The organism is Mycobacterium sp. 852014-52144_SCH5372336 (assembly GCF_001665615.1).
Lineage (GTDB): Bacteria > Actinomycetota > Actinomycetes > Mycobacteriales > Mycobacteriaceae > Mycobacterium > Mycobacterium neumannii_A.
Map to the genome: position 1 here is coordinate 65,186 of NZ_LZSW01000065.1, position 24,354 is coordinate 89,539.

27 protein-coding genes are annotated in these 24,354 nt (G+C 68.6%); 14 read left to right on the plus strand and 13 right to left on the minus strand.

Annotation, left to right across the window (positions count from 1 at the left end):
• Nucleotides 1-10 precede the first annotated feature (10 nt).
• On the plus strand, nucleotides 11-772 hold the full coding sequence (locus A5759_RS23800) for a CPBP family intramembrane glutamic endopeptidase (RefSeq protein WP_068201718.1): 762 nt from the start codon (nucleotides 11-13) through the stop codon (nucleotides 770-772).
• Nucleotides 773-774: 2 nt separating this feature from the next.
• Here A5759_RS23800 and A5759_RS23805 read toward each other — a convergent pair whose 3' ends face one another.
• On the minus strand, nucleotides 775-1,353 hold the full coding sequence (locus A5759_RS23805) for a CGNR zinc finger domain-containing protein (RefSeq protein WP_066843886.1): 579 nt from the start codon (nucleotides 1,351-1,353) through the stop codon (nucleotides 775-777).
• 195 nt (nucleotides 1,354-1,548) lie between these two features.
• Between A5759_RS23805 and A5759_RS23810 the strand changes: the two genes are divergently transcribed.
• On the plus strand, nucleotides 1,549-1,935 hold the full coding sequence (locus A5759_RS23810) for a hypothetical protein (RefSeq protein ID WP_369816265.1): 387 nt from the start codon (nucleotides 1,549-1,551) through the stop codon (nucleotides 1,933-1,935).
• Here the strand turns inward: A5759_RS23810 and A5759_RS23815 are convergent.
• Nucleotides 1,932-2,948: a zinc-binding alcohol dehydrogenase family protein gene (locus A5759_RS23815; RefSeq protein WP_068201903.1), complete on the minus strand. Its 1,017-nt coding sequence runs from the start codon at nucleotides 2,946-2,948 to the stop codon at nucleotides 1,932-1,934. The two genes, A5759_RS23810 and A5759_RS23815, sit on opposite strands and share 4 nt — an antisense overlap.
• Nucleotides 2,949-3,217: 269 nt before the next feature.
• Between A5759_RS23815 and A5759_RS23820 the strand changes: the two genes are divergently transcribed.
• Nucleotides 3,218-3,463, plus strand: a complete 246-nt coding sequence (locus tag A5759_RS23820; protein WP_068201720.1) for a hypothetical protein — start codon at nucleotides 3,218-3,220, stop codon at nucleotides 3,461-3,463.
• A gap of 75 nt (nucleotides 3,464-3,538) precedes the next feature.
• Here the strand turns inward: A5759_RS23820 and A5759_RS23825 are convergent, their stop codons facing one another.
• The 3 genes from A5759_RS23825 to A5759_RS23835 all read right to left on the minus strand — a co-directional run bounded on the left by A5759_RS23825 (nucleotide 3,539) and on the right by A5759_RS23835 (nucleotide 6,701).
• Complete coding sequence (locus A5759_RS23825) at nucleotides 3,539-4,639, minus strand: APA family fibronectin-binding glycoprotein (RefSeq protein ID WP_068201722.1); 1,101 nt, start codon at nucleotides 4,637-4,639, stop codon at nucleotides 3,539-3,541.
• Nucleotides 4,640-4,848: 209 nt separating this feature from the next.
• A complete protein-coding gene (locus A5759_RS23830) occupies nucleotides 4,849-5,901 on the minus strand; it encodes a sulfate/molybdate ABC transporter ATP-binding protein (protein WP_082962268.1) in 1,053 nt (350 codons plus the stop codon).
• Nucleotides 5,898-6,701 carry an ABC transporter permease gene (locus A5759_RS23835; protein ID WP_068201725.1) on the minus strand — a complete coding sequence of 268 codons (804 nt, stop codon included), beginning with the start codon at nucleotides 6,699-6,701 and terminating at the stop codon, nucleotides 5,898-5,900. The genes A5759_RS23830 and A5759_RS23835 overlap by 4 nt, the downstream gene beginning before the upstream one ends.
• A gap of 138 nt (nucleotides 6,702-6,839) precedes the next feature.
• On the opposite strand from A5759_RS23835, the gene A5759_RS23840 reads away from it, so the two are divergent.
• The 3 genes from A5759_RS23840 (at nucleotide 6,840) to A5759_RS23850 (ending at nucleotide 9,993) form a co-directional block, all read left to right on the plus strand.
• Entirely contained in the window at nucleotides 6,840-7,511 is a 672-nt protein-coding gene (locus A5759_RS23840; protein ID WP_066843899.1) for an SDR family oxidoreductase, read from the plus strand.
• Nucleotides 7,512-7,577: 66 nt separating this feature from the next.
• Entirely contained in the window at nucleotides 7,578-8,507 is a 930-nt protein-coding gene (locus A5759_RS23845; protein WP_068201728.1) for an LLM class F420-dependent oxidoreductase, read from the plus strand.
• Nucleotides 8,508-8,619: 112 nt separating this feature from the next.
• Nucleotides 8,620-9,993, plus strand: coding sequence for an NAD(P)/FAD-dependent oxidoreductase (locus A5759_RS23850; RefSeq protein WP_068201730.1), 1,374 nt, complete (start codon nucleotides 8,620-8,622; stop codon nucleotides 9,991-9,993).
• Here A5759_RS23850 and A5759_RS23855 read toward each other — a convergent pair.
• From A5759_RS23855 to A5759_RS23885, 7 genes are read right to left on the minus strand one after another with little or no spacing between them, the layout of a single operon-like run.
• Complete coding sequence (locus A5759_RS23855; protein WP_068201732.1) at nucleotides 9,990-10,616, minus strand: urease accessory protein UreD; 627 nt, start codon at nucleotides 10,614-10,616, stop codon at nucleotides 9,990-9,992. The genes A5759_RS23850 and A5759_RS23855 overlap by 4 nt on opposite strands.
• Nucleotides 10,616-11,290, minus strand: coding sequence for an urease accessory protein UreG (gene ureG, locus A5759_RS23860; RefSeq protein WP_068201905.1), 675 nt, complete (start codon nucleotides 11,288-11,290; stop codon nucleotides 10,616-10,618). Before ureG ends, A5759_RS23855 begins: the two co-directional genes overlap by 1 nt.
• A gap of 20 nt (nucleotides 11,291-11,310) precedes the next feature.
• Complete coding sequence (locus A5759_RS23865; RefSeq protein WP_068201734.1) at nucleotides 11,311-11,946, minus strand: urease accessory protein UreF; 636 nt, start codon at nucleotides 11,944-11,946, stop codon at nucleotides 11,311-11,313.
• 5 nt (nucleotides 11,947-11,951) lie between these two features.
• Complete coding sequence (locus A5759_RS23870; RefSeq protein ID WP_068201736.1) at nucleotides 11,952-13,685, minus strand: urease subunit alpha; 1,734 nt, start codon at nucleotides 13,683-13,685, stop codon at nucleotides 11,952-11,954.
• 28 nt (nucleotides 13,686-13,713) lie between these two features.
• A complete protein-coding gene (locus A5759_RS23875) occupies nucleotides 13,714-14,046 on the minus strand; it encodes an urease subunit beta (protein ID WP_068201906.1) in 333 nt (110 codons plus the stop codon).
• 8 nt (nucleotides 14,047-14,054) lie between these two features.
• Nucleotides 14,055-14,357, minus strand: a complete 303-nt coding sequence (locus tag A5759_RS23880; RefSeq protein ID WP_068201739.1) for an urease subunit gamma — start codon at nucleotides 14,355-14,357, stop codon at nucleotides 14,055-14,057.
• Nucleotides 14,358-14,407: 50 nt separating this feature from the next.
• Nucleotides 14,408-14,812: a PaaI family thioesterase gene (locus tag A5759_RS23885; RefSeq protein ID WP_068201741.1), complete on the minus strand. Its 405-nt coding sequence runs from the start codon at nucleotides 14,810-14,812 to the stop codon at nucleotides 14,408-14,410.
• A gap of 63 nt (nucleotides 14,813-14,875) precedes the next feature.
• Here A5759_RS23885 and A5759_RS23890 point away from each other — a divergent pair, with 63 nt between their 5' ends.
• Nucleotides 14,876-15,268, plus strand: a complete 393-nt coding sequence (locus A5759_RS23890; RefSeq protein WP_068201744.1) for a rhodanese-like domain-containing protein — start codon at nucleotides 14,876-14,878, stop codon at nucleotides 15,266-15,268.
• A 155-nt stretch (nucleotides 15,269-15,423) separates the two neighbouring features.
• Here the strand turns inward: A5759_RS23890 and A5759_RS23895 are convergent, their stop codons facing one another.
• Nucleotides 15,424-16,200 carry an iron reductase gene (locus A5759_RS23895; RefSeq protein WP_068201746.1) on the minus strand — a complete coding sequence of 259 codons (777 nt, stop codon included), beginning with the start codon at nucleotides 16,198-16,200 and terminating at the stop codon, nucleotides 15,424-15,426.
• Nucleotides 16,201-16,419: 219 nt separating this feature from the next.
• On the opposite strand from A5759_RS23895, the gene A5759_RS23900 reads away from it, so the two are divergent.
• The 7 genes from A5759_RS23900 (at nucleotide 16,420) to A5759_RS23930 (ending at nucleotide 24,301) form a co-directional block, all read left to right on the plus strand.
• Nucleotides 16,420-16,836, plus strand: a complete 417-nt coding sequence (locus A5759_RS23900) for a BlaI/MecI/CopY family transcriptional regulator (RefSeq protein ID WP_066843927.1) — start codon at nucleotides 16,420-16,422, stop codon at nucleotides 16,834-16,836.
• Between the two features lie 14 nt (nucleotides 16,837-16,850).
• Complete coding sequence (locus A5759_RS23905) at nucleotides 16,851-17,792, plus strand: M56 family metallopeptidase (RefSeq protein ID WP_068201748.1); 942 nt, start codon at nucleotides 16,851-16,853, stop codon at nucleotides 17,790-17,792.
• Between the two features lie 55 nt (nucleotides 17,793-17,847).
• Nucleotides 17,848-19,314, plus strand: a complete 1,467-nt coding sequence (gndA, locus tag A5759_RS23910; protein WP_068201750.1) for an NADP-dependent phosphogluconate dehydrogenase — start codon at nucleotides 17,848-17,850, stop codon at nucleotides 19,312-19,314.
• Between the two features lie 52 nt (nucleotides 19,315-19,366).
• A complete protein-coding gene (locus A5759_RS23915; RefSeq protein ID WP_066843934.1) occupies nucleotides 19,367-20,803 on the plus strand; it encodes a GuaB1 family IMP dehydrogenase-related protein in 1,437 nt (478 codons plus the stop codon).
• Nucleotides 20,804-20,999: 196 nt separating this feature from the next.
• Nucleotides 21,000-22,370: a hemolysin family protein gene (locus A5759_RS23920; RefSeq protein ID WP_068201752.1), complete on the plus strand. Its 1,371-nt coding sequence runs from the start codon at nucleotides 21,000-21,002 to the stop codon at nucleotides 22,368-22,370.
• Nucleotides 22,363-23,415: a hemolysin family protein gene (locus A5759_RS23925; protein WP_068201754.1), complete on the plus strand. Its 1,053-nt coding sequence runs from the start codon at nucleotides 22,363-22,365 to the stop codon at nucleotides 23,413-23,415. Before A5759_RS23920 ends, A5759_RS23925 begins: the two co-directional genes overlap by 8 nt.
• Nucleotides 23,408-24,301: a 3-methyladenine DNA glycosylase gene (locus A5759_RS23930; protein WP_082962263.1), complete on the plus strand. Its 894-nt coding sequence runs from the start codon at nucleotides 23,408-23,410 to the stop codon at nucleotides 24,299-24,301. Before A5759_RS23925 ends, A5759_RS23930 begins: the two co-directional genes overlap by 8 nt.
• The last annotated feature ends 53 nt before the right edge of the window (nucleotides 24,302-24,354 follow it).

Here is a 24,354-nt window from a genome sequence, read left to right on the forward strand (position 1 = left end):
CTGGATTTTCGTGTCCGACCAAGCCGCCCTCGCCGAGCGCCCGCATCCGCTGGTCGACCAGCTCTCCGCGTTGCACCACTTCCGCACCTACGTCGACATCGCAGTGGTCGTGGTGGTGTTGGCGCTGACGAACCTGATCGCGCACTTCACCACGCCGTGGGCCAGCGTGGCGACGGTGCCTGCGGCGGCGCTGCTTCTGGTGGCGCTGGTCCGCTCCCGCGGCCTCGGGTGGGCCGAACTCGGCCTGAGCCGCGAACACTTGAAGTCCGGAACCGGCTACGCGCTGGGCGCCGTCGCGCTGGTGTTGTCGGTCATCGCGATCGGTGCGCTGCTGCCGTGGACGCGGCCGATGTTCATGAACAACAACTACGCCACGATCTCGGGCGCGCTCATCGCGTCGATGGTCATCATCCCCCTGCAGACCGTGATCCCCGAGGAACTGGCGTTCCGCGGGGTGCTGCACGGAGCGCTCGACCGCGCCTGGGGCTGGCGTGGTGTCGCCGCGGCCGGTTCGCTGTTGTTCGGACTCTGGCACATCGCCACCTCGCTGGGCCTGACCAGCAGCAACGTCGGCTTCACCCGGATCTTCGGCGGAGGTGTGATGGGCACGGTCGCAGGCGTGACGTTGGCGGTGGTCGCCACCGGCATCGCGGGCTTCGTCTTCACCTGGTTGCGCCGCCGCAGCGGCAGCCTGATCGCGCCGATCGCGCTGCACTGGTCGCTGAACGGGCTCGGCGCGCTGGCGGCCGCGTTCGTGTGGCATCTGAGCTGACGTCAGTGCGAGGCGCGCTTTCGGGCGCGAAACTCCCGGTTCTTGAGCTTGTTACCGCAAGTCGCCATGCTGCACCAGGTGCCACCGTGGTTACGCGAGCGGTCGTAGAACGCCCACTGGCACTCCTCGTTGGCGCACGCCTTCAACAGCGACCAGGAGCCGTCGCGCTGTGCATCGTGGATCGCCAGTAGCAGTTCGGTGAGGCGGTCGTGCAGCGAGGTGCCCACCGCCGAAAGCCGTATCCGCCCCGAGTCTTCGACCTCGGCCCGTGCGGCGCCACCGGCCGCGGCCCGCAGCGGCGCCAACGCCGCCGCAGTCGGCGGCGGACCACCGGCGTTGTGGACAAGCATCGCGCGCAGGGCCTCGCGCACACCACGCAGTAGATCGAGGTCGCCCTCGTCGATGCCGTCTCCGGGATCCAGCAACCCCTTGTCTTGCAGCCACGGCCGCGCGTCGTCCGGATCGGCCAAACGGTCGGGGCCGGACGGCAACTCCGCCGTGTTGACCAAGCTCTGAACCAGGGCGAGACGCGGCGGTGCCGGTTTCGTCTCCTGGTCGCCCAACCACCGCATGCGAGTCATATGGCAAGCCTAGCTTTGCGTGACTGCTAATTCAATTTGACCGGTCATGCGTGACCGTTATAAAGTTGTCAGTGGTCACACATCCGTGCGCTAACGAGGATCGATATGTCGGACAATCCGAATCCACCAACCCTTGTGTCGCCGTTTGCGGCGGCAGCGAGCGGGGCTGCTGCCCCCTCTCTACGCGCGCGGGTGGTGGCGCGGCTGAGGGCCAACAAGTTCGACCGGATGGCGGCCGTCGGCGGCGTCGCACCCGACAGCGGCGCGTACGCCGCGCACTGCGCCCGGCTGACGTCAACCGCCGAGCGCGAGGCGGTGGCCAGGGCACTGCGACGGATCGTCCGGGATGCCCGCGGGCACGGCCCGCTGATGTCCTCGCGGGTGCCGTTGCACGTACCGAACATCGCCGCCGCGGAGGACGTGATCGACGAGGTAACGCTGCGGCTGCACTCTCCCCGGATGGCCGGAGCGCGGGGCATGGCGCGGCTACGTATCCTGCTGGCCGACGGGACCGGTCCCGTTTACCGGTACGGCCGTGGGGATCTCGTGGGCCGGCTCCGCGCCGCGATGGCCGAGCTCTAAACGACCAAGACCGCGGCCCCGGAGACACGGCCGGAGGCCAGATCGCTCAGCGCGGCGTCGGCCCGGTCGAGCGGGTATGGCGGGCTGGTCACCTTGATGTGGTGTTCACCGGCGAAAGTCAGAAAGGCCCGGGCGTCGGCGCGAGTGTTGGCGGTGACCGATCTGAGCTGACGCTCTTGGAAGAGGTGACGCTGGTAGTTCAACGTCGGGATGTCGGAGAGGTGAATACCCGCGATGGCAAGGGTGCCACCACGATCGAGCGCTTCGAGCGCCGGCGGGACGAGCTCACCGACGGGCGCGAACAGGATCGCGGCATCGAGGTCGACCGGCGGACGCTCGTCGGCGCCTTGAGCCGACGCTGCCCCCAGGCCCATGGCCAGCTCGCGCGCGGCTTCCCCGCGCGTCATCACGTGAACTTCGGCGCCCTGCGCGACGGCCACCTGGGTGGTCAGGTGCGCGCTACCGCCGAATCCGTATATGCCCAACCGGCCACCCGGTGGGAGGTCCGCGCGCAGCAGCGCCCGATAGCCGATGATCCCGGCGCACAACAGCGGCGCCAGCTCGGTGTCGGAGTAGCCCGCTGGTAGCGGATGCGCGTATGCCGCTGGCACCGTGGCGAACTCGGCGTACCCACCGTCGGCATCCCAACCCGTGTAACGCGATTGTGGGCACAGGTTCTCGTCGCCTCTGAGGCAGTACCGGCATCGCCCACACGTATGTCGCAGCCACGCGATGCCGACGCGGTCGCCGACGGAGAACTCCGCGCCCGCGCTCTCCCCCACCTCGATGACCTCGCCGACCACCTCGTGGCCCGGCACGACCCGGGGCCGGTGCACGGGCAGATCGCCTTCGGCGACGTGAAGATCGGTGCGGCACACGCCACATGCGCGGACCGCCACCGCAAGCTCGCCGGGTCCCGGGCGGGGAACCTCGATTCGCACGCGTTCCATGGGCCGCGTGGCCATCGGTCCCGGCCGTCGAACCTGCCAGGCGGTCATGGTTGAGACGCTCATCACCACATGGTCGCCCCGCGGTGGCACGGGCACCACCCTCGGGCGTCTTCACTGTCAGCGAACAACGCTAACGACGGCGGCGGCGAACCGGACAGATCTGGTGTGCGGCAGGTGATCCCTGTGCGCCGGCCCGAACACTTGTAGGGGAAATCCTGATTCCTCGGTGATAACAACGGCATAACCTGTAGATAACGACGAACCGCCGTACTGCTGCGGCGAAGGCTCAGTACCGGGCGCGAAGACCGGTACCGCGAAGGAGAGGGTGGAAGATGAAAACACTTGTTGCACTGGCGGTTGGAGCGCTGGCGGCCAGCGGCATCGCCTTGGCCGCTCCGGCCAACGCCGGATGCCAGGGTGGCTGGACGCCGTGGGGCGGCGGCACGATCTGTGACGGACCGGTCGGCGCCGACGGCAACTTCGAGCGGTGTCAGACCGCGGGCGCCATGGGATTCGGCGGCACGAACTGCATCATCGTGAACGTCTCAAACGCCAACCCGCCGCGGGTCGGCCCCTGACAAATCGCACCAGCGCAGGAGAATTCAAAAGCTTCCTCCACGGCTTGATGCCGTGGAGGAAGCTTTCGCGCTACGTCAGGCCGGGGGTGTCATCCCGGGCGCGTTCTCCGGCGCGACCGGAACCGGCACGCCGACCGCGGGCCGCGGGGCAGGCGCGTTGGGATCGGCCGGCGGAGGCGGCGGCGCGTTGGGATCCGCTGGCGGCGGAGGCGGCGCGTTGGGATCGGCCGGCGGTGGCGCCGGTGCGTTCGGATCGGCGGGCGGGGCCTCAGGCGCCGCGGGTGGGGTGTACGGCCGGATCGAATTGGCCAGCGTCACCGCTTCTTCCTTCGGCACAGGGTTGTTCGCGGTGCCGAGCCAGACCACGAACCACCGCTCGGGGGTGCGCTGACCGCGCGGCGTACCCGGTTCGACCGGGTTGCCCACCACGCCGGCCCAGATCTGTCCGTTCGGCTTGTTCGTGTCGGTGAACTTCACCTCGTAGTACGACGCGACGCCCGGCATGCCATCGGCATTGAGCTCGACGGTCTCCTGGTTGACCCGGGTGCCGGGGAACGGCATGAAGAACTCGCCCATGTCGGAGGCCAACCGCTGCGCAGCCTTCGTGTTGTCCGTCTCGGCGCCCGCGAAGAGCTTCAGGTCGAGCCGGCCGAGCAAAATGCTGGTGTCGTTGGGCGGCTCGGCGCCTTCGGGGGCGTCCTTGGTCAGCAACACCTGGCCGTAGGAAAGCTGCGTCGAATCCGCCACTTTCCATCCGGCGGGCACGACATAGCTGAGGCCACCCGCGGCCGAGTCGACGCGGCCCGGATCGCCGGGCGCCGGGGCCGGCGCGTTCGGATCGGCGGGTGCGGGTGCCGGAGCACCGGGTGCCGGTGCAGGCGCCCCCGGTGCCGGAGGTGGCGGCGGGGCGCCGGGTGCGGGAGGCGGCGCGCCGGGCGCGGGAGCCCCTGGTGCCGGAGGGGGTGCGGGCGCCCCTGGTGCCGGAGGCGGCGGAGGCCCTTGCAGGAAGGTGTTCCCCGTCGGCGGCGGTGGGGGCGGCGCAGGCGTGGGCTCGGGCTGCGCCTGGGCCACCGTCGGGAGCGCGAGCGCTATGGCGGTTGCCCCGGTCACCGCCGCGACCGCCAATGTCCTCGAGAGCCCCCTGCGCGGGGCTGAAATCGCGTCCGGCTGATCCATGGGAAAGAAACTACCGTGTTACCGCCGTGACGCAAGTGTGAATTGCTCAAAATGAGGATAAATAAGACATAGCTGAGAAGACGATAAGCACTGATAGCCGTAACGCTATGATTTGCTGACGCAGCACAGTACCCGCGCGTGGCGCGGGGTGGCCGAACCGCTGTCGATGCCCGGGACTCGCTTGTTTTTCGCGCCCGCTCCGGTTCCCGTTACTGGGCCGGATGCAGCGTGACCTCCTGTGCCTTCACCGCGAAGAACACCCGCTCGCCAGGAGTAAGCCTCAGTTCGGTCGCGGAGTCGGCGGTGATGTCAGCGGCGAGCCCCGGGCTGCCGTCGGGCTGCTCCTCGGCCCGCACCCGGATCGCGGGGCCGCGGCCGTCGAGTTCGGCGATGATGACTTCGACGGTGTTACGGGGGCTGCCGTGCGGCCGGTCGCGGTGCACCGCGACCGCCGCGGGATGAAACAGGGCGACCGCCGGCCCCGCGGTCGCGATATCCGACGCCGGGCTGCCGTGCCAAACCGCGCCCCACCGGGTGGTCAGGACGCCGTGGCCGTCCGCCGTCCCTCGAACCAGGTTAACCCCGGCCAGCCGGGCGCCGAAATCGCTCCGTGGGCCCGCCAGTACCGTTGCAGCAGAGCCTATTTCGACGATACTGCCGGATTCGAGCACCAGCACCCGATCGGCAAGGGCGACCACGTCGAGCACATCGTGGGTCACCAACACCGCGGACCGCCCGTCGCGTGTGAGCACGTCGCGCAGCACCTTGCGCATCGCAGCGGCGGCCGCGACATCGAGCCCGGCCAACGGCTCGTCGAGCAGCAGCAGGTCGGGTTCGGCCGCCAATGCACGCGCCAGTGCGACCCGTTGCGCCTGTCCTCCGGACAGCTGACGCGGCCTGCGGTCGGCGAGTTCGATCGCGTCGACTTGTGCGAGCCAATGCTCGGGGCGCGTGCTGCCGGGCGGAAAGGCCACGTTGGCGGCCACGTCGAGATGCGGAAACAGCAGCGGATCCTGCATCAGAAGTCCGACGCGGCGGTCGTGGGTCGCCACATGGACACCCGACGCGGTATCGGTGAGCACGCGCCGACCCACCCGTACGACACCGTCGTCGGGCCGGACCAGTCCCGCGACGACGTGCAGAATCGTCGACTTGCCAGCGCCGTTGGGGCCCAGCACGGCCAGCACCTCACCGCCGTCGACGTCGAACGCGACGTCGACGCCGCGCTGCTCGACGACCGCACGCACGCTGACACCGGTCACGCCGCGCTCCACGCACTGTCACCGCGCAGCCGTCGACTCCCCAACCCCAGCACCACCACGGCTGCCACCACCACGAGCAGCAGCGACAACGCCACCGCGGCATCGGGGTCACTCTCCCGCTGCAGATAGATCTCCAGCGGCAGCGTCCGGGTGACGCCCTCGCGGGAGCCGGCGAACGTGAGCGTCGCGCCGAACTCGCCGAGGGACCGGGCGAACGCCAGCACCGCGCCCGAGACCAGGCCGGGCGTCAGCAGCGGAAGCGTGACGCGCCACCACACCCGGGACGGACGGGCGCCCAGAGTGGCGGCCACGGTTTCGTACCCGGTTCCGGCCGTACGGGCGGCCCCTTCGAGCGCGATGACCAGGAAGGGCAGCGACACGAACGTCTGCGCGAGCACGACCGCCGTCGTCGTGAATGCGATCTGGACACCCGCGGCCTCCAGATACTGGCCGAGCAGTCCGAGCCGGCCGAATGCGTACAGCAACGCGATCCCGCCGACCACCGGAGGCAGCACGAGCGGAAGCAGGATGAGGGGTCGTGCGGTTCGGACGAGTCGACTGTCGCTGCGCGCGAGGACCAGCGCCATCGGAACGCCCACCAGCAGGCATAGCAACGTGCTGGCGGTCGCCGTGCGCAGGCTCAGCAACAGGGCGTTGACGGAGGACTCGCTGCTGATCAGCTGCACGATGTTCGGCCAGTCCACCCTGGCCGCGATCGCCACGAGCGGCACCGCGACGAACAGGGCGCCGACCGCGGCGGGCAGATACAGCCAGCGCGGCAGACCAGCCGGGTTACTCAACCCGTCCCGCCTCGCACTCCACAGGCCAAACCCTATGGGACTCGCGCCTGCGCGCCGGTTTCGTGCTGTAGCTACTGTCCAGTAACATTTCAGAGGATCGCTGCGTGCAGCGTCGAACACGACAGGGAGGTCTTCGCGATGGAGGTGCTCGTCACCGCAGGTGACACCGATCTGGGCCGCACGATCGCCGAAGGTTTCCGCGACGCCGGTCACCGCGTTGTGATCGTGGGTGCCCGCCGCGACGAACTCGAGGTCGCCGCGAAGGAACTCGACGTCGACGCCATCGTGCTCGACAACACCGATCCCGACAGCCTGGAAGCGGCGCGACAGCAGTTCCCGCATCACCTCGACACGATCGTCAACGTGCCCGCCCCCGGGTGGGACGGCGGCGATCCGCGCACCTATTCGCTGTCGGACCTGGCTCGCGCATGGCGTGCGGCACTTGACTCGACCGTCGTCTCCGCCGTGCTGACGGTGCAGATCCTCGGTGACCATCTGCGCTCGGGCGGTTCGATCGTCAACGTGGTCGCCGAAAACCCGGCCGTCGGCAGCGCGGACGCGGCGATCAAGGCCGCGCTCGCGGACTGGACCGCTGGTCAGGCCGAGCACTTCGGCACTCGAGGCATCACCGTCAACGCGGTGGCCTCGGGACGAAACGCCGAACCCGGCTACGAAGGCCTGTCGCGGACGCCGCCGCCGGTCGCCGACGAGATCGCGCGCCTCGCCCTTTTCCTCACCACACCGGCGGCGCGGCACATCACCGGCCAGGTGCTGCACGTCAGCAAGGGCGCGCTCGCAAACTTCGGCTGACTATTCCGCTGTTCGCACGGAGCTAAACGGGATGACCGCTCCGCTTAGGTGTGGTTTCGTGCTCTCATGACCATCAGACTCGGACTCCAGATCCCGAACTTCTCGTACGGCACGGGCGTCGCCGAAATCTTCCCCACTGTCATCGCACAGGCGCAGGAGGCCGAGGCCGCCGGTTTCGACTCGGTCTTCGTGATGGACCACTTCTATCAACTCCCCGGGCTCGGCACGCCGGACCAGCCCATGCTCGAGGCGTACACCGCGCTGGGCGGTCTGGCCACGGCCACCGAGCGGGTCCAGCTCGGCACCCTGGTGACCGGCAACACCTACCGCAACCCGACGCTGCTGGCCAAGGCGATCACCACGCTGGATGTGATGAGCCAGGGACGCGCCATCCTTGGCATCGGCACCGGCTGGTACGAGCTCGAACACGACAGCCTCGGCTACGAGTTCGGCACCTTCACCGACCGCTTCAACAAGCTCGGCGAGGCGTTGGAGATCATCCTCCCGATGCTGCGCGGCGAGCGCCCGACGTTCGACGGCAAGTACTACCGCGCCAAAGACGCGATGGCCGAACCGCGGTTCCGGGACCACATCCCGCTGATGATCGGCGGCAGCGGCGAGAAGAAGACGATTCCGCTGGCGGCCCGACACTTCGACCACCTCAACATCATCGCCGGCTTCGACGAGCTGCCGCGCAAGGTGCAGGTGGTCAAGGAGCGCTGCGAGGAGATCGGCCGCGACCCCGCGACGCTGGAAACCAGCATGCTCGTCGTCGCGATCATCGACGAGAACGTCACCGGCGACATCATCCCCGACGACTACAAACAGCAGGCGGTGTTCGGCAGTGCCGATCAGATCGCCGAGCAGATCAAGACCAAGGTCCTCGACGCCGGTGTCGACGGGGTGATCTTGAGCCCGGTGACGAGCCTCGACGGGTACCACCCCGGCCGGGTCACCGCGGTCGGCGAAGCCCTCCGGCCGCTGCTTGGCGGGTGATCCGGGCGCCGGGTGGGATATAACACAACGAACCCGTTCACTGATCGGGTGTTCAGGCGACTACCGTTACGGGTAGTGAACTGCACGTGGAAGCACCGTCGAGGAGCCCAATATGAGCCATCCCGGAGCCACTGCATCTGATCGGCACAAGGTCGTCATCATCGGGTCAGGGTTCGGCGGGCTGACCGCTGCCAAGAGGCTCAAGAGAGCCGACGTCGACGTCAAGTTGATCGCCAAGACCACCCATCATCTGTTCCAGCCGCTGCTGTACCAGGTGGCCACCGGCATCATCCCCTCCGGCGAGATCGCTCCCCCGACGCGGATGATCCTGCGCAAGCAGAAGAACTGCCAGGTTCTTCTCGGCGACGTCACCCACATCGACCTGGCCAACCAGACGGTCAAGTCGGAGCTGCTGGGCCACACCTACGTCACCCCGTACGACTCGCTCATCGTCGCAGCAGGGGCCGGCCAGTCCTACTTCGGAAACGACCATTTCGCGGAGTGGGCGCCGGGCATGAAGTCCATCGACGATGCGTTGGAGCTGCGGGCGCGCATTCTCAGCGCGTTCGAGCAGGCGGAGCGGTCCAGTGACCCGGCGCGACGCGAGAAGCTGCTGACGTTCACCGTGGTTGGCGCGGGTCCGACCGGCGTCGAGATGGCCGGCCAGATCGCCGAACTGGCCGATCACACCCTCAAAGGTGCGTTCCGCCATATCGATTCGACCACCGCACGGGTGATCCTGCTCGACGCCGCACCCGCCGTCCTGCCCCCGATGGGCGAGAAGCTGGGCAAAAAGGCGCAGGACCGGCTCGAGAAGATGGGCGTGGACATCCAGCTTGGCGCCATGGTCACCGACGTCGACCGCAACGGCATCACGGTCAAGGACTCCGACGGCACGATCCGGCGTATCGAGTCCGCGACGAAGGTGTGGTCGGCCGGTGTGCAGGCCAGCCCGCTGGGCCGGGACCTCGCAGAGCAGTCCGAAGGTGAGGTCGACCGGGCCGGGCGCGTGCTCGTGAACCCTGACCTGACGCTGCCCGGCCATCCGAACGTGTTCGTCGTCGGCGATATGGCCCATGTCGAGGGTGTGCCCGGCCAGGCGCAGGGCGCCATCCAGGGCGGACGGTATGCCGCCAACGCGATCCGGGCCGAGCTCAAGGGCGCGGACCCCACGCAGCGCGAACCGTTCCAGTACTTCGACAAGGGCTCGATGGCCACGGTCTCGCGGTTCTCCGCCGTCGCCAAGATCGGCCCGCTGGAGTTCGGCGGCTTCATCGCCTGGCTGGCCTGGTTGGTGCTGCACCTGGTGTATCTGGTCGGTTTCCGCCGCAAGCTCACCACGCTGGTGTCGTGGACGGTGACGTTCCTGTCGACGCAGCGCGGCAACCTGACGATCACCGAGCAGCAGGCCTACGCCCGCACCCGAATAGAGGAGCTTCAGGAGATCGCCGCGGGCGTGCGCGACACCGAGAAGGTCGCAGGCTAGAGCCGCGCGCCCTGCCAGGTCGCCAGGCAGCCGCCCGCGGCAAGCGCCAGCGGTTCACCCACCGTGTCGACCTCGGCGTCTGGATAGCTCAGTTCACTGATCGCGGCCATCGGTGCGCCGATCTCGTCGTCGGTGACCGAACCCCTGCCCAACTCGATGCGGTGCCGCAGGAGTGCAGTGCCGTTGACGTCGGCGTGCAGCGACCCTGACCAGAACCCGTGGTACTCATCGGATCTGCCGATCTGCACCCGCTCGCGGAGCCTGACACGTCCATGTGCGCCGACTTCCAGGCGGACCGAGGTGTGGTGACGTGAGTCGGCTGCCACGATCGTGGGTTCGGGGTCGAGGTCCAGCTCTCCGTCGATGTCGAGCTCCCAGATCGCGTGAGAATCAAGGGTTTTCGCCCCTGGGAGGGCCACCGTCGCGGCGGCGGTGCGTATCCGCAGCCGAGCGTCCGGTTCGACGACGACGCGGAAGTAAAGGACGTCGCCACCCAGCGGGGTCGCCGCCGCCGACACCAGATGGACGGTGTCGGGCCCGGTGAGCCGGGTGGCCAGACCGCCCACGCACTCGATACGCGGCCTGCGGTCCCGCCGTGCGACGATCAGCACCTCGGACCGCACTAGACGGGCACCCGGAGTTGGGCGCGCACCCAGTCCAGCACCGCGGCGGCCGTCGGGTCCTCGGTGAGCGAAATCATCACGAACGGGCGCTCACCGCGCACGGCCGCCGCGTCGCGGGCCATCACGTCGAGGTCGGCTCCGACCAGCGGGGCGAGGTCGGTCTTGTTGATCACCATCAGGTCTGAGTAAGTCACGCCGGGACCGCCCTTACGGGGAACCTTGTCGCCGCCTGCGACATCGACGACGAAGATCTGCACGTCGACCAGCCCCGACGAGAACGTCGCCGTCAGATTGTCGCCGCCGGACTCGACGAGAATGAGGTCCAGCCGGTCGTTTGCGGCGATGAGGTCGTCGACCGCGTCGAGGTTGGCGGTGATGTCGTCGCGGATCGCGGTGTGCGGGCAGCCGCCGGTCTGCACCGCGGCGATCCGTTCGTCGGGCAGCACGGCGTGGCGTCGCAGGAAGTCCGCGTCTTCGGTGGTGTAGATGTCGTTGGTCAGTACGGCCAGTGACACCTCGTCGCGCAGCTGTCGGCACAACGCCGCGACCAGTGCGGTCTTCCCCGAACCCACCGGCCCGCCGACGCCGATGCGCAACGGCTCCCCCCGTCGGCGCGTGCGCTTGGGTCGCTCGAGATGGTGGTGTGGCTCGCCGTCGGTGAAATGCGGTGGCATGACGATCCTTTCGGGGCGCACTACGAGACGAAGAGGGGGCGCTCACGCCTGCTGTGGCGCTGGGCCAGCACGTCGAGCAACGGATCGGACAGGTCGGCCAGTTCCTTTGCCGCGGTGGCCGCGGTCTGGTCACACAGCGCCGACAGCTCGAACGTGAGCGCGGCGACGTCGGCGGGATCGAGCGCGAGCAGGCGCTGCGCGGCGGTCGCCGAACCGGTCATCGTGGTGTAGACCATCGAGAGGGCGGTCTGCTCAGCGCTCAGCCCCGCCGCGCGTCCGGCCCATCCCGCCGCGACCGACAGGTGTGGGGTGGCGTCGAGCGCGTCCCAGTCGTCGTCGGGCCACACCCGGCGGGCCAGCCGCACGAGGCCGCGACCCTGTGCGCGCGATGCCTGGCGGGCGGCGGGCGCCGGTGTGCGGGCGTCGGTTTCGTGGTCGGCCTGCGCGGGCGCGAGTGTTCCCGTGTGCACGGCCGCGGCCAGCGAGGCGGTCACCAGGCCCTGGGTGCGGATGCGTCGTCGCAGGTATGCCCGCAGCGTGGTCACGTCGGCCACCAGCCCGCTGGTGATCGCTTCCTCGATGCCGCCGGAGTGCACGTGCCCGCCGGTCGGCAACCGCGAATCGGCCAGTGCGAGAAGCGTGGTCAGGTTCGTCATCAGCTTCAGAAGAGGAAATACCGTTGTGCCATCGGCAGTTCGGCCGCCGGTTGTTCCTGCCAGACACCTCCGTCGATGTGGACCGTGAAGGTGTCGGGATCGACCTCGATGCGTGGCAGCGCGTCGTTGAGCGGCATATCGGCCTTGCCTACGTCGCGGACGTCTTTGACCGGTACGAGGCGCCGCTTCACGTCGATCCGGTCGCCCAGTCCGTCGTCGACGGCCTGCTGCGAGACGAAGTGCACCGACGTGGCGGCGGCGGCCGACGGCGCCGCACCGAACATCGGGCGCGGCAGCACCGGTTGCGGGGTCGGGATCGACGCGTTGGCGTCTCCCATTACGGCCCAGGCGATCATGCCGCCCTTGAGCACCGCGTGCGGGCGCACACCGAAGAACGCGGGTTCCCACAGCACGAGATCGGCGAGCTTGCCCACCTCGACCGATCCGATCTCGGTGTCGAGGCCGTGCGCGATCGCCGGGCAGATCGTGTACTTGGCGACATAGCGTCGCGCGCGGTGGTTGTCGGCGGCGCTCGCCCCCGAGCCGTCGCCGTCCAGCGCACCGCGCCTGCGTTTCATGACGTGAGCGGTCTGCCAGGTGCGGATGACCACCTCGCCGATGCGGCCCATCGCCTGGGCGTCGCTGCCGATCATCGAGATCGCACCGATGTCGTGCAGCAGGTCCTCGGCGGCGATGGTCGACGGCCGGATGCGGCTCTCGGCGAACGCGAGATCCTCGGGGACGCTGGGGTTGAGGTGGTGGCACACCATCAACATGTCGAGGTGCTCGTCGAGCGTGTTGACCGTGTGCGGGCGCGTCGGATTGGTCGAGCTGGGCAGCACGTGCGGTTGCGCGGCGATGGTGATGATGTCGGGAGCGTGTCCGCCGCCTGCTCCCTCGGTGTGGTAGGCGTGGATCGACCGGCCCGCGATCGCGCCGACGGTGTCCTCCACGAAGCCGGCCTCGTTGAGGGTGTCTGAATGCAGTGCGACCTGTACGCCCGACGCGTCGGCAACGGTCAGGCAGGCGTCGATCGCGGCTGGAGTGCTACCCCAGTCCTCGTGAAGTTTGAATCCCGATGCGCCGCCGCGTAACTGCTCCCACATGGCCTCGGCGCTGACCGTGTTGCCCTTGCCGAGCAGCGCGATGTTCATCGGCCAGGAGTCCAGCGACTCGAGCATGCGGGCCAGATGCCATGCCCCGGGGGTGACCGTGGTGGCCTTGCTGCCTTCCGCCGGGCCGGTTCCGCCCCCGATCATGGTGGTGATGCCACCGCCGAGCGCTTCGGCCATCGTCTGCGGGCAGATCAGGTGCACATGGCAGTCGACGCCGCCCGCGGTGACGATGCGGCCGTTGCCCCCGATGATCTCCGTCGACGGCCCGACCACGAGGTCGGGATGGACGCCCGACATGATGTCGGGGTTGCCGGCCTTGCCGATCGCGGTGATGCGCCCGTCACGAATGCCGATGTCCGCCTTGATGATCCCCCAGTAATCGAGGATCACCACTCCGGTGATTACGGTGTCGGGAGCCCCCTCGGCACGTGTTGCGCGTCCCTGCCCCATGGATTCGCGCAGCACCTTGCCCCCGCCGAAGACGGCCTCGTTTCCGGCGAGTTCGGGCCCGCCGCTGCGGTCCTCGGTGATCTCGATGAACAGGTCGGTGTCGGCCAGTCGGATCCGGTCGCCGGTGGTCGGCCCGAAGAGGGCGCCGTATCTGGCGCGTGGCAACCGGGTCATCGGGCTCCTCTGCTCTCGGCGGACGTGCTCATCGGTTGTTCAGACGGCCGGGCGGGTCCAGCCGACCGGGCGGGTCGAGGTTCAGCCCGTGCACCTCGCGCGAGCCTCCGAGCGCGACGAGCGAGACGGTTTGGGCGACACCGGGTTCGAACCGCACCGCGGTCCCCGCGGGGATATCGAGCCGGTGGCCGTGCGCGGCTGCGCGGTCGAAGGACAGCGCGGCGTTGGCCTGCGGCAGGTGGACGTGGCTGCCGACCTGCACCGGCCGGTCTCCGGTGTTGACGACCTCCATCGCGAGCCGCTCGGCGCCCGCGTTGATCTCGATGTCGCCGTCCCCGTACAGGATTTCGCCGGGCACCATCGGTCTGGTCATGGAATCGGATGGTGGACGGTGACGAGCTTGGTGCCATCGGGGAACGTCGCCTCGACCTGGACGTCCTCGAGCATTTCCGGCACGCCCTCCATGACGTCGTCTCGGCTCAGAACCTCGCGGCCACTGGCCATGAGCTCGGCCACCGTGCGGCCGTCGCGGGCACCCTCGATTAGGTGGTCGGTGATCAGCGCGACCGCTTCGGGGTGGTTGAGCTTCAGGCCACGGCCCTGCCGGCGCCGGGCGAGCTCGGCCGCGTAGGAGATCAGCAGGCGGTCCTGCTCATGCGGAGATAAACGCATAGTGGGCGATATTGCCACGGTGCGCGGCGATCAGCAGCGCACGCGGGCTGTCACTCCGCGGGCATGTTCTGCAGCCGCACCTGTCCGCGCGCGACGAGCCGGTCGTCGTTGTCGGTGATGGTGATCTGCCAGAGCTGCTGACGCCGGCCGCGGTGGATCGGTGTGGACACCGCGGTGACGGTTCCCGAGGAGATGGCCCGCAGGAAGTCGGTGTTGTTGTTGACGCCGACGACGTTCCCGCCACCGTTGTCGGCGAGCCAGACCGCGGCGGACACGCTCGCCAGGCTCTCCACGATCGAGCAGTACACGCCGCCGTGCACGATGCCGTAGGGCTGCAGCAGCTTGTCCGTGATCGTCAGCTGTGCGCGGCCGCCGTCGGGACCGAGTTCGAGATAGGTCAGGCCGAGCTCGGTGTCGAAGCCCTTCCCCAGGTCGGAAGGCAGGTCGGAAGTCACGGAACGTGTCTACACGCTGTCCGACACCGTGACCGCGCCGGGTGCGCGGAGTTAGGGTCAGCCATGGCCAAGACCGCGAAAGACCTCGTTGAAGCCGCCAACGCTGTGGTGCCCAAGATCTCCCACGCCGAGGCGAAGGAAATGATCGACAAGGGTGCGTTGGTCGTCGACGTCCGCGACGCCCCCGAACTGGAGAAGAGCGGCAAGGTGGCGGGCGCCGTGCACGTTCCCCGCGGCATGCTCGAGTTCCGAGCCGATCCCGAGTCGCCGTATCACGACCAGAACTTCGCCAAGGACAAGCCCGTGATCGTGTACTGCGCCTCCGGTGGGCGCTCGGCGCTCTCGGGGCAGGCGCTCAAAGAGCTCGGTTATCAGGACGTGTACAACCTCGGTGCGTTCGGCGACTGGGCCGACAGCGGTGGCGTCGTGGAAAAGGCCGGCGGCGAAAACGCCTGACGCACACGGTATTCGGGGGGCACATGCGGACGAGCCCCGCACCAATGGTGCGGGGCTCGTCCTCCGTGTGGACCGGGGGTCTCTGCAGCCCTCAGGACTCCGGCGCGGTCCGGTGGTTCGTGTTGATCTCTGGTCAAAGCATAGGCAAGGCTTGCCTAATTAAGCAAGACTTTCCCCGCGATTGGTCGTGAGGTGCCCCGGACCGGAAGTCCGAAGCCGACGAGCGCGTCGAGCACGGCCTGCCCGCGCTGCATGCTTGTCCACTCGCTGGAGCCGGCGAGCAGCGGCACCTGCGTGGCGGCGCTGACGACCGCCCCGCCCACGACGTGCCACATCGAGGCGACCGACATCGCTCCCCCGCTGATCTCGACCAGCTTGGCGAACAGCGGCGCCAGCGCGCGGTGGCTGCGGTGCGCGACCCATGTCGTCAACGCCGCCTCGCTGGGCAGCGCCACGATGCCGTCGCGCGTCGAGTTTCCGGCGCGGTTGGATCTGTGGTCGAAGTACGGATCGTCGGGAAGGGCCCGCAGCGTCGGGTCGACGACGCCGACCCAATCGATCGCACCTTCGGAATCCACGTGAACCCACAGGTTCTCCAGGCCGGTGTCCCATGCGCGGCCTTCGAGTACAACCAGCGGCACGACGCGCCCGACGACCACGTGGGCGAGGGTGGCCGCCAACTGGTGTGCCACCGCGGCGCGGCCGTCGGTCTCCTGGGCGGCCAGATCGAACATCGTTTGCAGACGGTCCGTGCTCAGCGCGTCGGCCAGCGGCCACCACCGTCGCCGGGACAGGTCCCGCATCACCGCGACGCCGTAGACCCGCGGACACTCGGGATAGAGCTCACGGAGTCGTCGACTCGACTCATGCAGCGGCAACGTCCTGTGGATCGCCATGCTCGCGATGAGTGGATCGTCGACCAATACCGTCATAGGGCCTCCCGTATTCAAGTTAGGTAAGGCTTACTATAGCTACGCGCGTCACGACGACCAGACCCTGTGACTGCTTTCACACCACCCTTCGGATGGGCGGTGACCACGGGCGGAGGTTCGAGCCGGGCGACGGTGGGCCCTTGTCCACCAGGCGAAATACGACGCACCGTAGTAAGACGTAGTACGCTGGATCAATAGCCTCTAGGAGATGAACGGACCATGGCGAAGTTGACGCGTCTGGGGGAACTGGAACGCGCGGTGATGGATCACTTGTGGTCCTCTCGCGAACCCCAAACCGTGCGCCAAGTTCACGAGGCGCTCGCCGCCCAACGCGACTTGGCGTACACCACGATCATGACCGTGCTGCAGCGGCTGGCGAAGAAGAACCTCGTCGTGCAGCACCGCGATGACCGCGCCCACCGATACGCACCAACCCACGGCCGCGATGAACTCGTCGCGGGCCTGATGGTCGACGCGCTCGACCAGGCCGCCGACTCGGGCAGCCGGGAAGCCGCGCTGGTGCATTTTGTCGAGCGCGTCGGCGCCGACGAAGCCGCGGCGTTGCGTCGCGCACTGACCGAACTGGAGAGCAAGGTTCGCGTTTCACCGCCCGCTGGTAATTCGGGCACCGGCTGAGAGAGACTGACGGCGTGTCCGCGCTGGCCTTCACCGTCCTGGCGCTGGTCCTGTCGGGACCGGTGCCCGCCGTCCTGGCGCGCGCGTCGTGGCCGTTCCGCGCACCGCGAGCGGCCATTGTGCTGTGGCAGGCGATCGCGCTGGCCGCCGTCCTGTCGGCCTTCTCGGCCGGAATCGCCATTGCGAGCAGGCTTTTCGCGCCGGGTCCCGACGGTCGGCCGACCGCCACCATCACCAGCGAGATCGCCGTCATGGGCTGGCCGGTGTGGATCGCCTACGTCGTGGTCTTCGCGCTGACACTGGTGATCGGTGCGCGGCTGATCGTGTCGGTGTTGCAGGTGGCCATCGCGACGCGGCGCCGTCGCGCCCACCACCGGATGGTCGTCGACCTCGTGGGCAAGTCGCAGAAGTGGGTCCACGCCCACGCCGGTGACGGGTTGCGCATCCTGAACGTGGACCAGCCGCTGGCGTACTGCCTGCCGGGCGTGCGCAGCCGCGTCGTGGTCAGCGAGGGCACGCTGACGACATTGGCGGACAACGAGATCTCGGCGATCCTCAGCCACGAACGCGCGCACCTGCGCGCCCGGCACGATCTCGTGCTGGAGATGTTCACCGCGGTGAACGCGGCGTTCCCACGCTTCGTCCGCAGCGGAAGCGCGCTGGACGCGGTCCGACTGCTGGTCGAGATGCTGGCCGACGACGCGGCGGTGCGCATCGCCGGTCCCACTCCCCTGGCCCGCGCGCTCGTCGCGTGCGCGGCCGGTCGTACGCCGTCGGGTGCGCTGGCCGCGGGCGGACCCACCACCCTGCTACGGGTACGTCGGCTCGGAGGCCGGCCCAACAGCCGGGTGCTGGCCGCAGGCGCGTACACGACCGCGGCCGCGGTGCTCGTGGTGCCCACCTTCGCGGTGGTGCTTCCGTGGCTGACCGAACTGCAGCGGCTGTTCACCGCTTAGGGGCAAGCGGCGCGAACGAGGCGTTCACACAACAAAACAACGAAAGGCTGCCCGCATGAGCTCTGACGTATCCGCTTCCGCGACCACCGGTACCGCTCAGATCGGGGTGACCGGGCTTGCCGTCATGGGATCCAACATCGCGCGCAACTTCGCCCGGCACGGGTACACCGTCGCGCTGCACAACCGCTCGATCGCCAAGACCGACGCGCTGCTCGACCAGCACGGCTCGGAGGGCAAGTTCGTGCGCAGCGAGACCATCGCCGAGTTCCTCGACGCTCTGGAGAAGCCGCGGCGGGTGCTGATCATGGTCAAGGCCGGGGACCCCACCGACGCGGTGATCAACGAACTCGCCGATGCGATGGAGGAAGGCGACATCATCATCGACGGCGGTAACGCCCTCTACACCGACACGATCCGCCGCGAGAAGGCGATGCGCGAGCGCGGGCTGCACTTCGTCGGCGCCGGCATCTCGGGCGGCGAGGAGGGTGCGCTGAACGGGCCGTCGATCATGCCCGGCGGCCCGGCCGAGTCCTACAAATCGCTGGGTCCGCTGCTCGAGGAGATCTCGGCGCATGTCGACGGCGTCCCTTGCTGCACCCATATCGGGCCTGACGGGGCGGGCCACTTCGTGAAGATGGTGCACAACGGCATCGAGTACTCCGACATGCAGCTGATCGGCGAGGCCTACCAACTGCTGCGCGACGGGCTGGGCAAGTCGGCCGGCGAGATCGCCGACGTCTTCGACGAATGGAATTCCGGCGACCTGGACAGCTTTCTGGTCGAGATCACCGCCAAGGTGTTGCGCCAGACCGACGCCAAGACCGGTAAGCCGCTCGTCGACGTCATCCTCGACGAGGCCGAGCAGAAGGGCACCGGACGTTGGACGGTGAAATCAGCACTCGACCTCGGCGTCCCAGTGACCGGTATCGCCGAGGCCGTGTTCGCGCGCGCTCTGTCGGGATCGGTGACCCAGCGCAAGGCCACCACCGGCCTGGCCTCCGGCGACCTCGGTGAAAAGCCCAGTGACGCCGAGAAGTTCGTCGAGGACATCCGCCAAGCCCTGTACGCGTCGAAGATCATCGCCTACGCGCAGGGCTTCAACCAGATCCAGGCCGGCAGCGCCGAATACGACTGGGGCATCACCCCCGGCGACATGGCCACCATCTGGCGCGGCGGCTGCATCATCCGGGCCAAGTTCCTCAACCGGATCAAAGAGGCCTTCGACGAGAACCCCGACCTGCCGACGCTGATCGTCGCGCCGTACTTCCGCAGCGCGATCGAGGCGGCGATCGACAGCTGGCGCCGCGTCGTCATCACCGCCACCGAACTGGGCATCCCGATCCCCGGTTTCTCCTCGGCACTGTCCTACTACGACGGATTGCGCCAGGAGCGCCTGCCCGCTGCCCTCACGCAGGGCCTGCGGGACTATTTCGGCGCGCACACCTACGGCCGCATCGACACCGACCCCGCCAAGCGGTTCCACACGCTGTGGAGCGGGGACCTCAGCGAGGTCGAGGCCTAGCGTTCTCTCGGCAGGGAACCGGGCGTCGTCGGGCCACTAGACTTGGACCGACATGCGATTTCTGGAGGGCCACCGGCCCGCATACGACCTGACCTACAACGACGTCTTCATCGTCCCCGGACGCTCGGATGTCCAATCCCGGATGGACGTCGACCTGTCGACCGCCGACGGCTCGGGCACCACGATCCCGGTCGTTGTGGCGAACATGACCGCCGTCGCCGGCCGGCGGATGGCCGAGACGGTGGCCCGTCGCGGCGGCATCGTCGTGCTGCCGCAGGACTTGCCGATCTCCGCGGTGAAAGAGACCGTCGACTTCGTCAAGAGCCGCGACCTCGTCGTCGACACTCCCGTGGTGCTCTCCCCCGACGACTCGGTGTCCGATGCGACCGCGCTGATCCACAAACGTGCCCACGGCGTCGCGGTCGTCGCCTTCGAGGGCAGGCCGATCGGCCTGGTCACCGAGGCGAACTGCGAGGGCGTCGACCGGTTCACCCGCGTGCGCGACGTCGCGGTCTCCGACTTCGTCACCGCGCCGGTGGGCACCGAGCCGCGCAAGGTGTTCGACCTGCTCGAGCACGCCCCGGTCGACGTGGCGGTGCTCACCGAGAGCGACGGGACGCTGGCAGGCGTGCTGACGCGTACCGGTGCGGTCCGGGCGGGGATCTACACACCCGCGGTCGACGACAGCGGCCGCCTGCGGATCGCTGCGGCGGTCGGGATCAACGGCGATGTCGGCGCAAAGGCGCGCAGCCTGGCCGAGGTCGGGGTGGACCTGCTGGTGATCGACACCGCCCACGGACACCAGGTCAAGATGCTCGATGCGATCAAGGCGGTCTCGTCGTTGGACCTCGGGCTGCCGCTGGCCGCGGGCAACGTCGTCTCCGCCGAGGGCACCAGGGACCTGCTCAGCGCGGGGGCGTCGATCGTGAAGGTCGGTGTCGGACCGGGCGCGATGTGCACCACGCGCATGATGACCGGCGTCGGGCGACCCCAGTTCTCCGCGGTCGTTGAATGTGCCGCTGCGGCACGGCAATTGGGCGCGCACGTGTGGGCCGACGGCGGTATCCGGCACCCGCGTGATGTCGCATTGGCATTGGCTGCGGGCGCATCCAACGTGATGATCGGCTCGTGGTTCGCGGGCACCTACGAGTCCCCCGGCGACCTGATGCGCGACCGCGACAATCAGCCCTTCAAGGAGAGCTACGGAATGGCGTCCAAACGCGCGGTGGCCGCCCGAACCGCCGGTGACGGGTCGTTCGACCGGGCCCGCAAGGCGCTGTTCGAGGAGGGCATCTCGACGTCGAGGATGGGCCTGGATCCGTCCCGCGGAGGTGTCGAGGACCTGCTCGACCACATCACGTCCGGGGTGCGCAGCACCTGCACCTACGTCGGCGCGGCGAATCTGGGCGAACTGCACGAAAAGGTGGTGCTCGGCGTGCAGTCGGCGGCCGGCTTCGCCGAGGGGCATCCACTGCCCACGGGTTGGTGATCCCTCCCCCGCAAGATCACCCGTTACCATGGGTTTCCTTCAGTCCTCTACGCGAAAGGGATCCCGTGCCGCAGGCACCCGTCGAGGCCCGGGTTGCAGAGGGGGCCAACCGGGCCGAGCGGCCCGAGCCTCCCGACGCCGAGCCTTCCTCTAGACGGCCGGGCAACAGGTCCGGCATCTGCGCGAGGACACCCCGATGAGCGTCGCTTCGACGGTGCTGTCTCTGCTGGCGATCGTGCTGCTGACGGCGGGCACCGCGGTGTTCGTCGCCGCCGAGTTCTCGCTGACCGCGCTCGAGCGAATCACCGTGGACGCCAACGCACGCAGCGGCCACCGACGCGACAAGATGGTCCAGCGGGCGCACCGCACGCTGTCGTTCCAGCTGTCCGGCGCCCAGGTGGGCATCTCGATCACCACGCTGGCGACCGGTTACCTGGCCGAACCCGTCGTCGCGCGGTTGATCCACCCCGGCCTGGACGCGATCGGCATACCCCCGGCCTACACCGGCGGATTGGCGCTGGTGCTGGCCATCGCGATCGCCACCTCGATCTCGATGGTGTTCGGCGAGCTGGTGCCCAAGAACCTCGCGGTCGCCCGGCCCGTGCCGACGGCGCGTTGGTCCGCCGGACCGCAACTGCTGTTCTCGGCGCTGTTCACCCCGCTGATCCGGCTGACCAACGGCACGGCCAACATGATCCTGCGTCGCCTCGGCATCGAACCCGCCGAGGAGCTGCGCTCGGCGCGCTCCCCACAGGAACTGGTGTCGCTGGTGCGCAGTTCGGCCCGCAGCGGAGCACTGGATCCCGTCACCGCGGTGCTGGTCGACCGGTCGCTGCGGTTCGGTGATCGCTCCGCCGAGGAGCTCATGACCCCCCGGCAGAAGATCGAGGCCCTCGACGCCGACGCGACGGTCGCCGAGCTGGTCACCGCCGCGATCAGGACGGGATACTCGCGCTTCCCGATCATCCGCGGAGACCTCGACGAGACGATCGGGATCGCGCACGTCAAGCAGGTGTTCGAGGTGCCGATCGACGAACGCGCGACCACCCGGCTGGCGTCGCTGGCGCTGCCGGTCGCCAAGGTGCCATCGACTCTGGACGGCGACACGGTGATGACCCAGATCCGCGCCAACGGCCTCCAGACCGCGCTGGTGGTCGACGAATACGGCGGCACCGCGGGCATGGTCACCGTGGAGGACCTGATCGAGGAGATCGTCGGCGACGTCCGCGACGAGCACGACGACGAGGCCCCCGATGTGGTGCCCGCGGGCCGCGGCTGGCAGATATCGGGCCTGCTGCGCATCGACGAGGTGGCAAGCGCCACGGCGTTCCGCGCCCCCGAGGGCGACTACGAGACGATCGGCGGCCTGGTTCTCGAGAAGCTCGGGCACATCCCCGACGAAGGTGAGTCGGTCGAGCTCGAGGCGTTCGACCCGGACGGTCCGCTCGAGAGTCCGAATCGCTGGCTGGCCACCGTGCTGCGCATGGACGGCCGCCGAATCGACCTGCTCGAGCTCACCGAACTGGGCCGCACCGGCGAGGTCGACGGGAGAAGTACCGATGGGTGACCTCTTCGGTGTGCTGCTGACGGTGCTGCTGCTGGCCGTCAACGCGTTCTTCGTCGCCTCGGAGTTCGCCTTGATCTCCGCGCGGCGCGATCGGCTCGAGGCGCTGGCCGAACAGGGCAAGAAGAGCGCCGTCACCGTGATCCGCGCCGGTGAACACCTGTCGCTGATGCTCGCGGGCGCTCAGCTGGGTATCACGATCTGTTCGATCCTGCTCGGTCGCGTCGGCGAACCCGCCGTCGCGCATCTGCTGGAGAAGCCGTTCGACGCCGTGGGTGTGCCCGACGCGGTGCTGCACTCGGTGTCCTTCGTCGTCGCACTGGCCATCGTGGTCGTCCTGCACGTGCTGCTCGGTGAGATGGTGCCGAAGAACATCGCGATCGCCGGCCCGGAGTCGGCGGCCATGCTGCTGATACCTACCTACCTGGTGTGGATCCGCATGGCACGTCCCTTGATCGCGTTCTACAACTGGTGTGCCAACGTGACCCTGCGGGTGTTCGGGGTGGAGCCCAAGGACGAACTCGACGTCACGGTGTCCACGGTCGAATTGTCGGAGATGATCGCCGAATCGCTGTCCGAGGGGCTGCTCGACCCCGAGGAACACAGCAGGCTCACCCGCGCCCTGCAGATTCGCGATCGCGCGGTCAAGGACGTCGCGTTCCCGCTGCGCGACATTCGGACGGTGTCGGTGGCGCGCGAGGGGGCGGGGCCGACCGTCGGCGCCGTCGAAGAGGCGCTGGCCGAGACCGGTTACTCGCGCTTCCCGATCACCGACGCCTCCGGCACCTACCTGGGATACCTGCACATCAAGGACGTGCTGGCCTTCGTCAACGACCCTGACGCCGTGCTGGACCTGTCGATGGTGCGCCCGCTGCCGGTGGTTCCGTCGTCGCTCCCGTTGCCGGAGGCGTTGTCGCGGCTGCGGCGCACCAACAGCCACCTGGCGCTGGTGACCGCGCCCGACGGCAGCGTGGAGGCGATGGTCGCGCTCGAGGACCTCGTCGAGGACTTGGTGGGCACCGTGCGCGACGGGACCCATCGTGTCTGACGTCGCCGTGCGCGGCGCTTCCGTGCTCGACGAGTCGGACTGGAGCACCCGAGAGCGGGCGCATCAGCGCCGGGCCGACGCGTTCTGCGCACCGCACCGTCGTCGCGCCCGTCGCGGCGAGAAGCACCCGGTCTGGGACTTCCTGTTCACCTACTACAGCTTGCGGCCCGCCAAGTTGCGGATGTGGCACCCCGGTTTCGGTCTCGCTTTGGCCGGCGGCGCACAGCGCTTCCTGAGCCGGTCGGGGTACGCGAGTGACCACTCCGGGGTGGTCGTGAGCCCGGAGTACCTGGCGGCGCGGATCGACACCGTGCGGTTCGTCGTCCGGCTGTTGCGTTCGACGGCGGCGCGCCCGGCCCGGCTGAATTGTTTCGGGTTGCACGAGTGGGCGATGGTCTACCGGTCGTCGACGGTGCGCCACGACCGGGTGCCGTTACGGCTCGGCGCGGCGGGCACCGACGCGGTCGTCGAGTCGATGCCTCTGCGCTGCAGTCACTTCGACGCGTTCCGCTTCTTCACCGAACCGGCCGCCGGACGCAACGCCGAACAGCTGACCCGGCAGAGCCAGGTCGCCACCGAACAACCTGGCTGTCTGCACGCCGCGATGGATTTGTACAAGTGGTCGTTCAAGCTCGGCCCGCTTATCAACTCGGAGTTCGTGATGGACTGCCTCGAGCTGGCCGCCGAAGCCCGCGAACTCGACATGCGGGCCAGCCCCTATGATCTCCGCGAATACGGATTCGAGCCGATCGCGATCGAGACACCGGCCGGTCGAGCCGAATACGTGCGGATCCAGCAAACCATCGCGGAGCGGGCGGCCCCGCTGCGGGACGACCTCGCCGATCGGTGCGAACGGCTTCTGACCGCAGCAGCCCGGGACGGCTGACCAGCCGGTTGACGATAAGCCGGGTTACCGCTGGGTAAGCTGGGACGACAGTT

Bases quoted from the DNA above. Each gene is read 5' to 3' on its own strand.
- A5759_RS23805 (WP_066843886.1), bottom strand. From the start codon at position 1,353: ATGACTCGCATGCGGTGGTTGGGCGACCAGGAGACGAAACCGGCACCG.
- A5759_RS23815 (WP_068201903.1), bottom strand. From the start codon at position 2,948: ATGAGCGTCTCAACCATGACCGCCTGGCAGGTTCGACGGCCGGGACCG.
- A5759_RS23820 (WP_068201720.1), top strand. From the start codon at position 3,218: ATGAAAACACTTGTTGCACTGGCGGTTGGAGCGCTGGCGGCCAGCGGC.
- A5759_RS23825 (WP_068201722.1), bottom strand. From the start codon at position 4,639: ATGGATCAGCCGGACGCGATTTCAGCCCCGCGCAGGGGGCTCTCGAGG.
- A5759_RS23840 (WP_066843899.1), top strand. From the start codon at position 6,840: ATGGAGGTGCTCGTCACCGCAGGTGACACCGATCTGGGCCGCACGATC.
- A5759_RS23845 (WP_068201728.1), top strand. From the start codon at position 7,578: ATGACCATCAGACTCGGACTCCAGATCCCGAACTTCTCGTACGGCACG.
- A5759_RS23850 (WP_068201730.1), top strand. From the start codon at position 8,620: ATGAGCCATCCCGGAGCCACTGCATCTGATCGGCACAAGGTCGTCATC.
- ureG (WP_068201905.1), bottom strand. From the start codon at position 11,290: ATGCCACCGCATTTCACCGACGGCGAGCCACACCACCATCTCGAGCGA.
- A5759_RS23865 (WP_068201734.1), bottom strand. From the start codon at position 11,946: ATGACGAACCTGACCACGCTTCTCGCACTGGCCGATTCGCGGTTGCCG.
- A5759_RS23870 (WP_068201736.1), bottom strand. From the start codon at position 13,685: ATGACCCGGTTGCCACGCGCCAGATACGGCGCCCTCTTCGGGCCGACC.
- A5759_RS23875 (WP_068201906.1), bottom strand. From the start codon at position 14,046: ATGGTGCCCGGCGAAATCCTGTACGGGGACGGCGACATCGAGATCAAC.
- A5759_RS23880 (WP_068201739.1), bottom strand. From the start codon at position 14,357: ATGCGTTTATCTCCGCATGAGCAGGACCGCCTGCTGATCTCCTACGCG.
- A5759_RS23890 (WP_068201744.1), top strand. From the start codon at position 14,876: ATGGCCAAGACCGCGAAAGACCTCGTTGAAGCCGCCAACGCTGTGGTG.
- A5759_RS23895 (WP_068201746.1), bottom strand. From the start codon at position 16,200: ATGACGGTATTGGTCGACGATCCACTCATCGCGAGCATGGCGATCCAC.
- A5759_RS23900 (WP_066843927.1), top strand. From the start codon at position 16,420: ATGGCGAAGTTGACGCGTCTGGGGGAACTGGAACGCGCGGTGATGGAT.
- gndA (WP_068201750.1), top strand. From the start codon at position 17,848: ATGAGCTCTGACGTATCCGCTTCCGCGACCACCGGTACCGCTCAGATC.
- A5759_RS23915 (WP_066843934.1), top strand. From the start codon at position 19,367: ATGCGATTTCTGGAGGGCCACCGGCCCGCATACGACCTGACCTACAAC.
- A5759_RS23920 (WP_068201752.1), top strand. From the start codon at position 21,000: ATGAGCGTCGCTTCGACGGTGCTGTCTCTGCTGGCGATCGTGCTGCTG.
- A5759_RS23925 (WP_068201754.1), top strand. From the start codon at position 22,363: ATGGGTGACCTCTTCGGTGTGCTGCTGACGGTGCTGCTGCTGGCCGTC.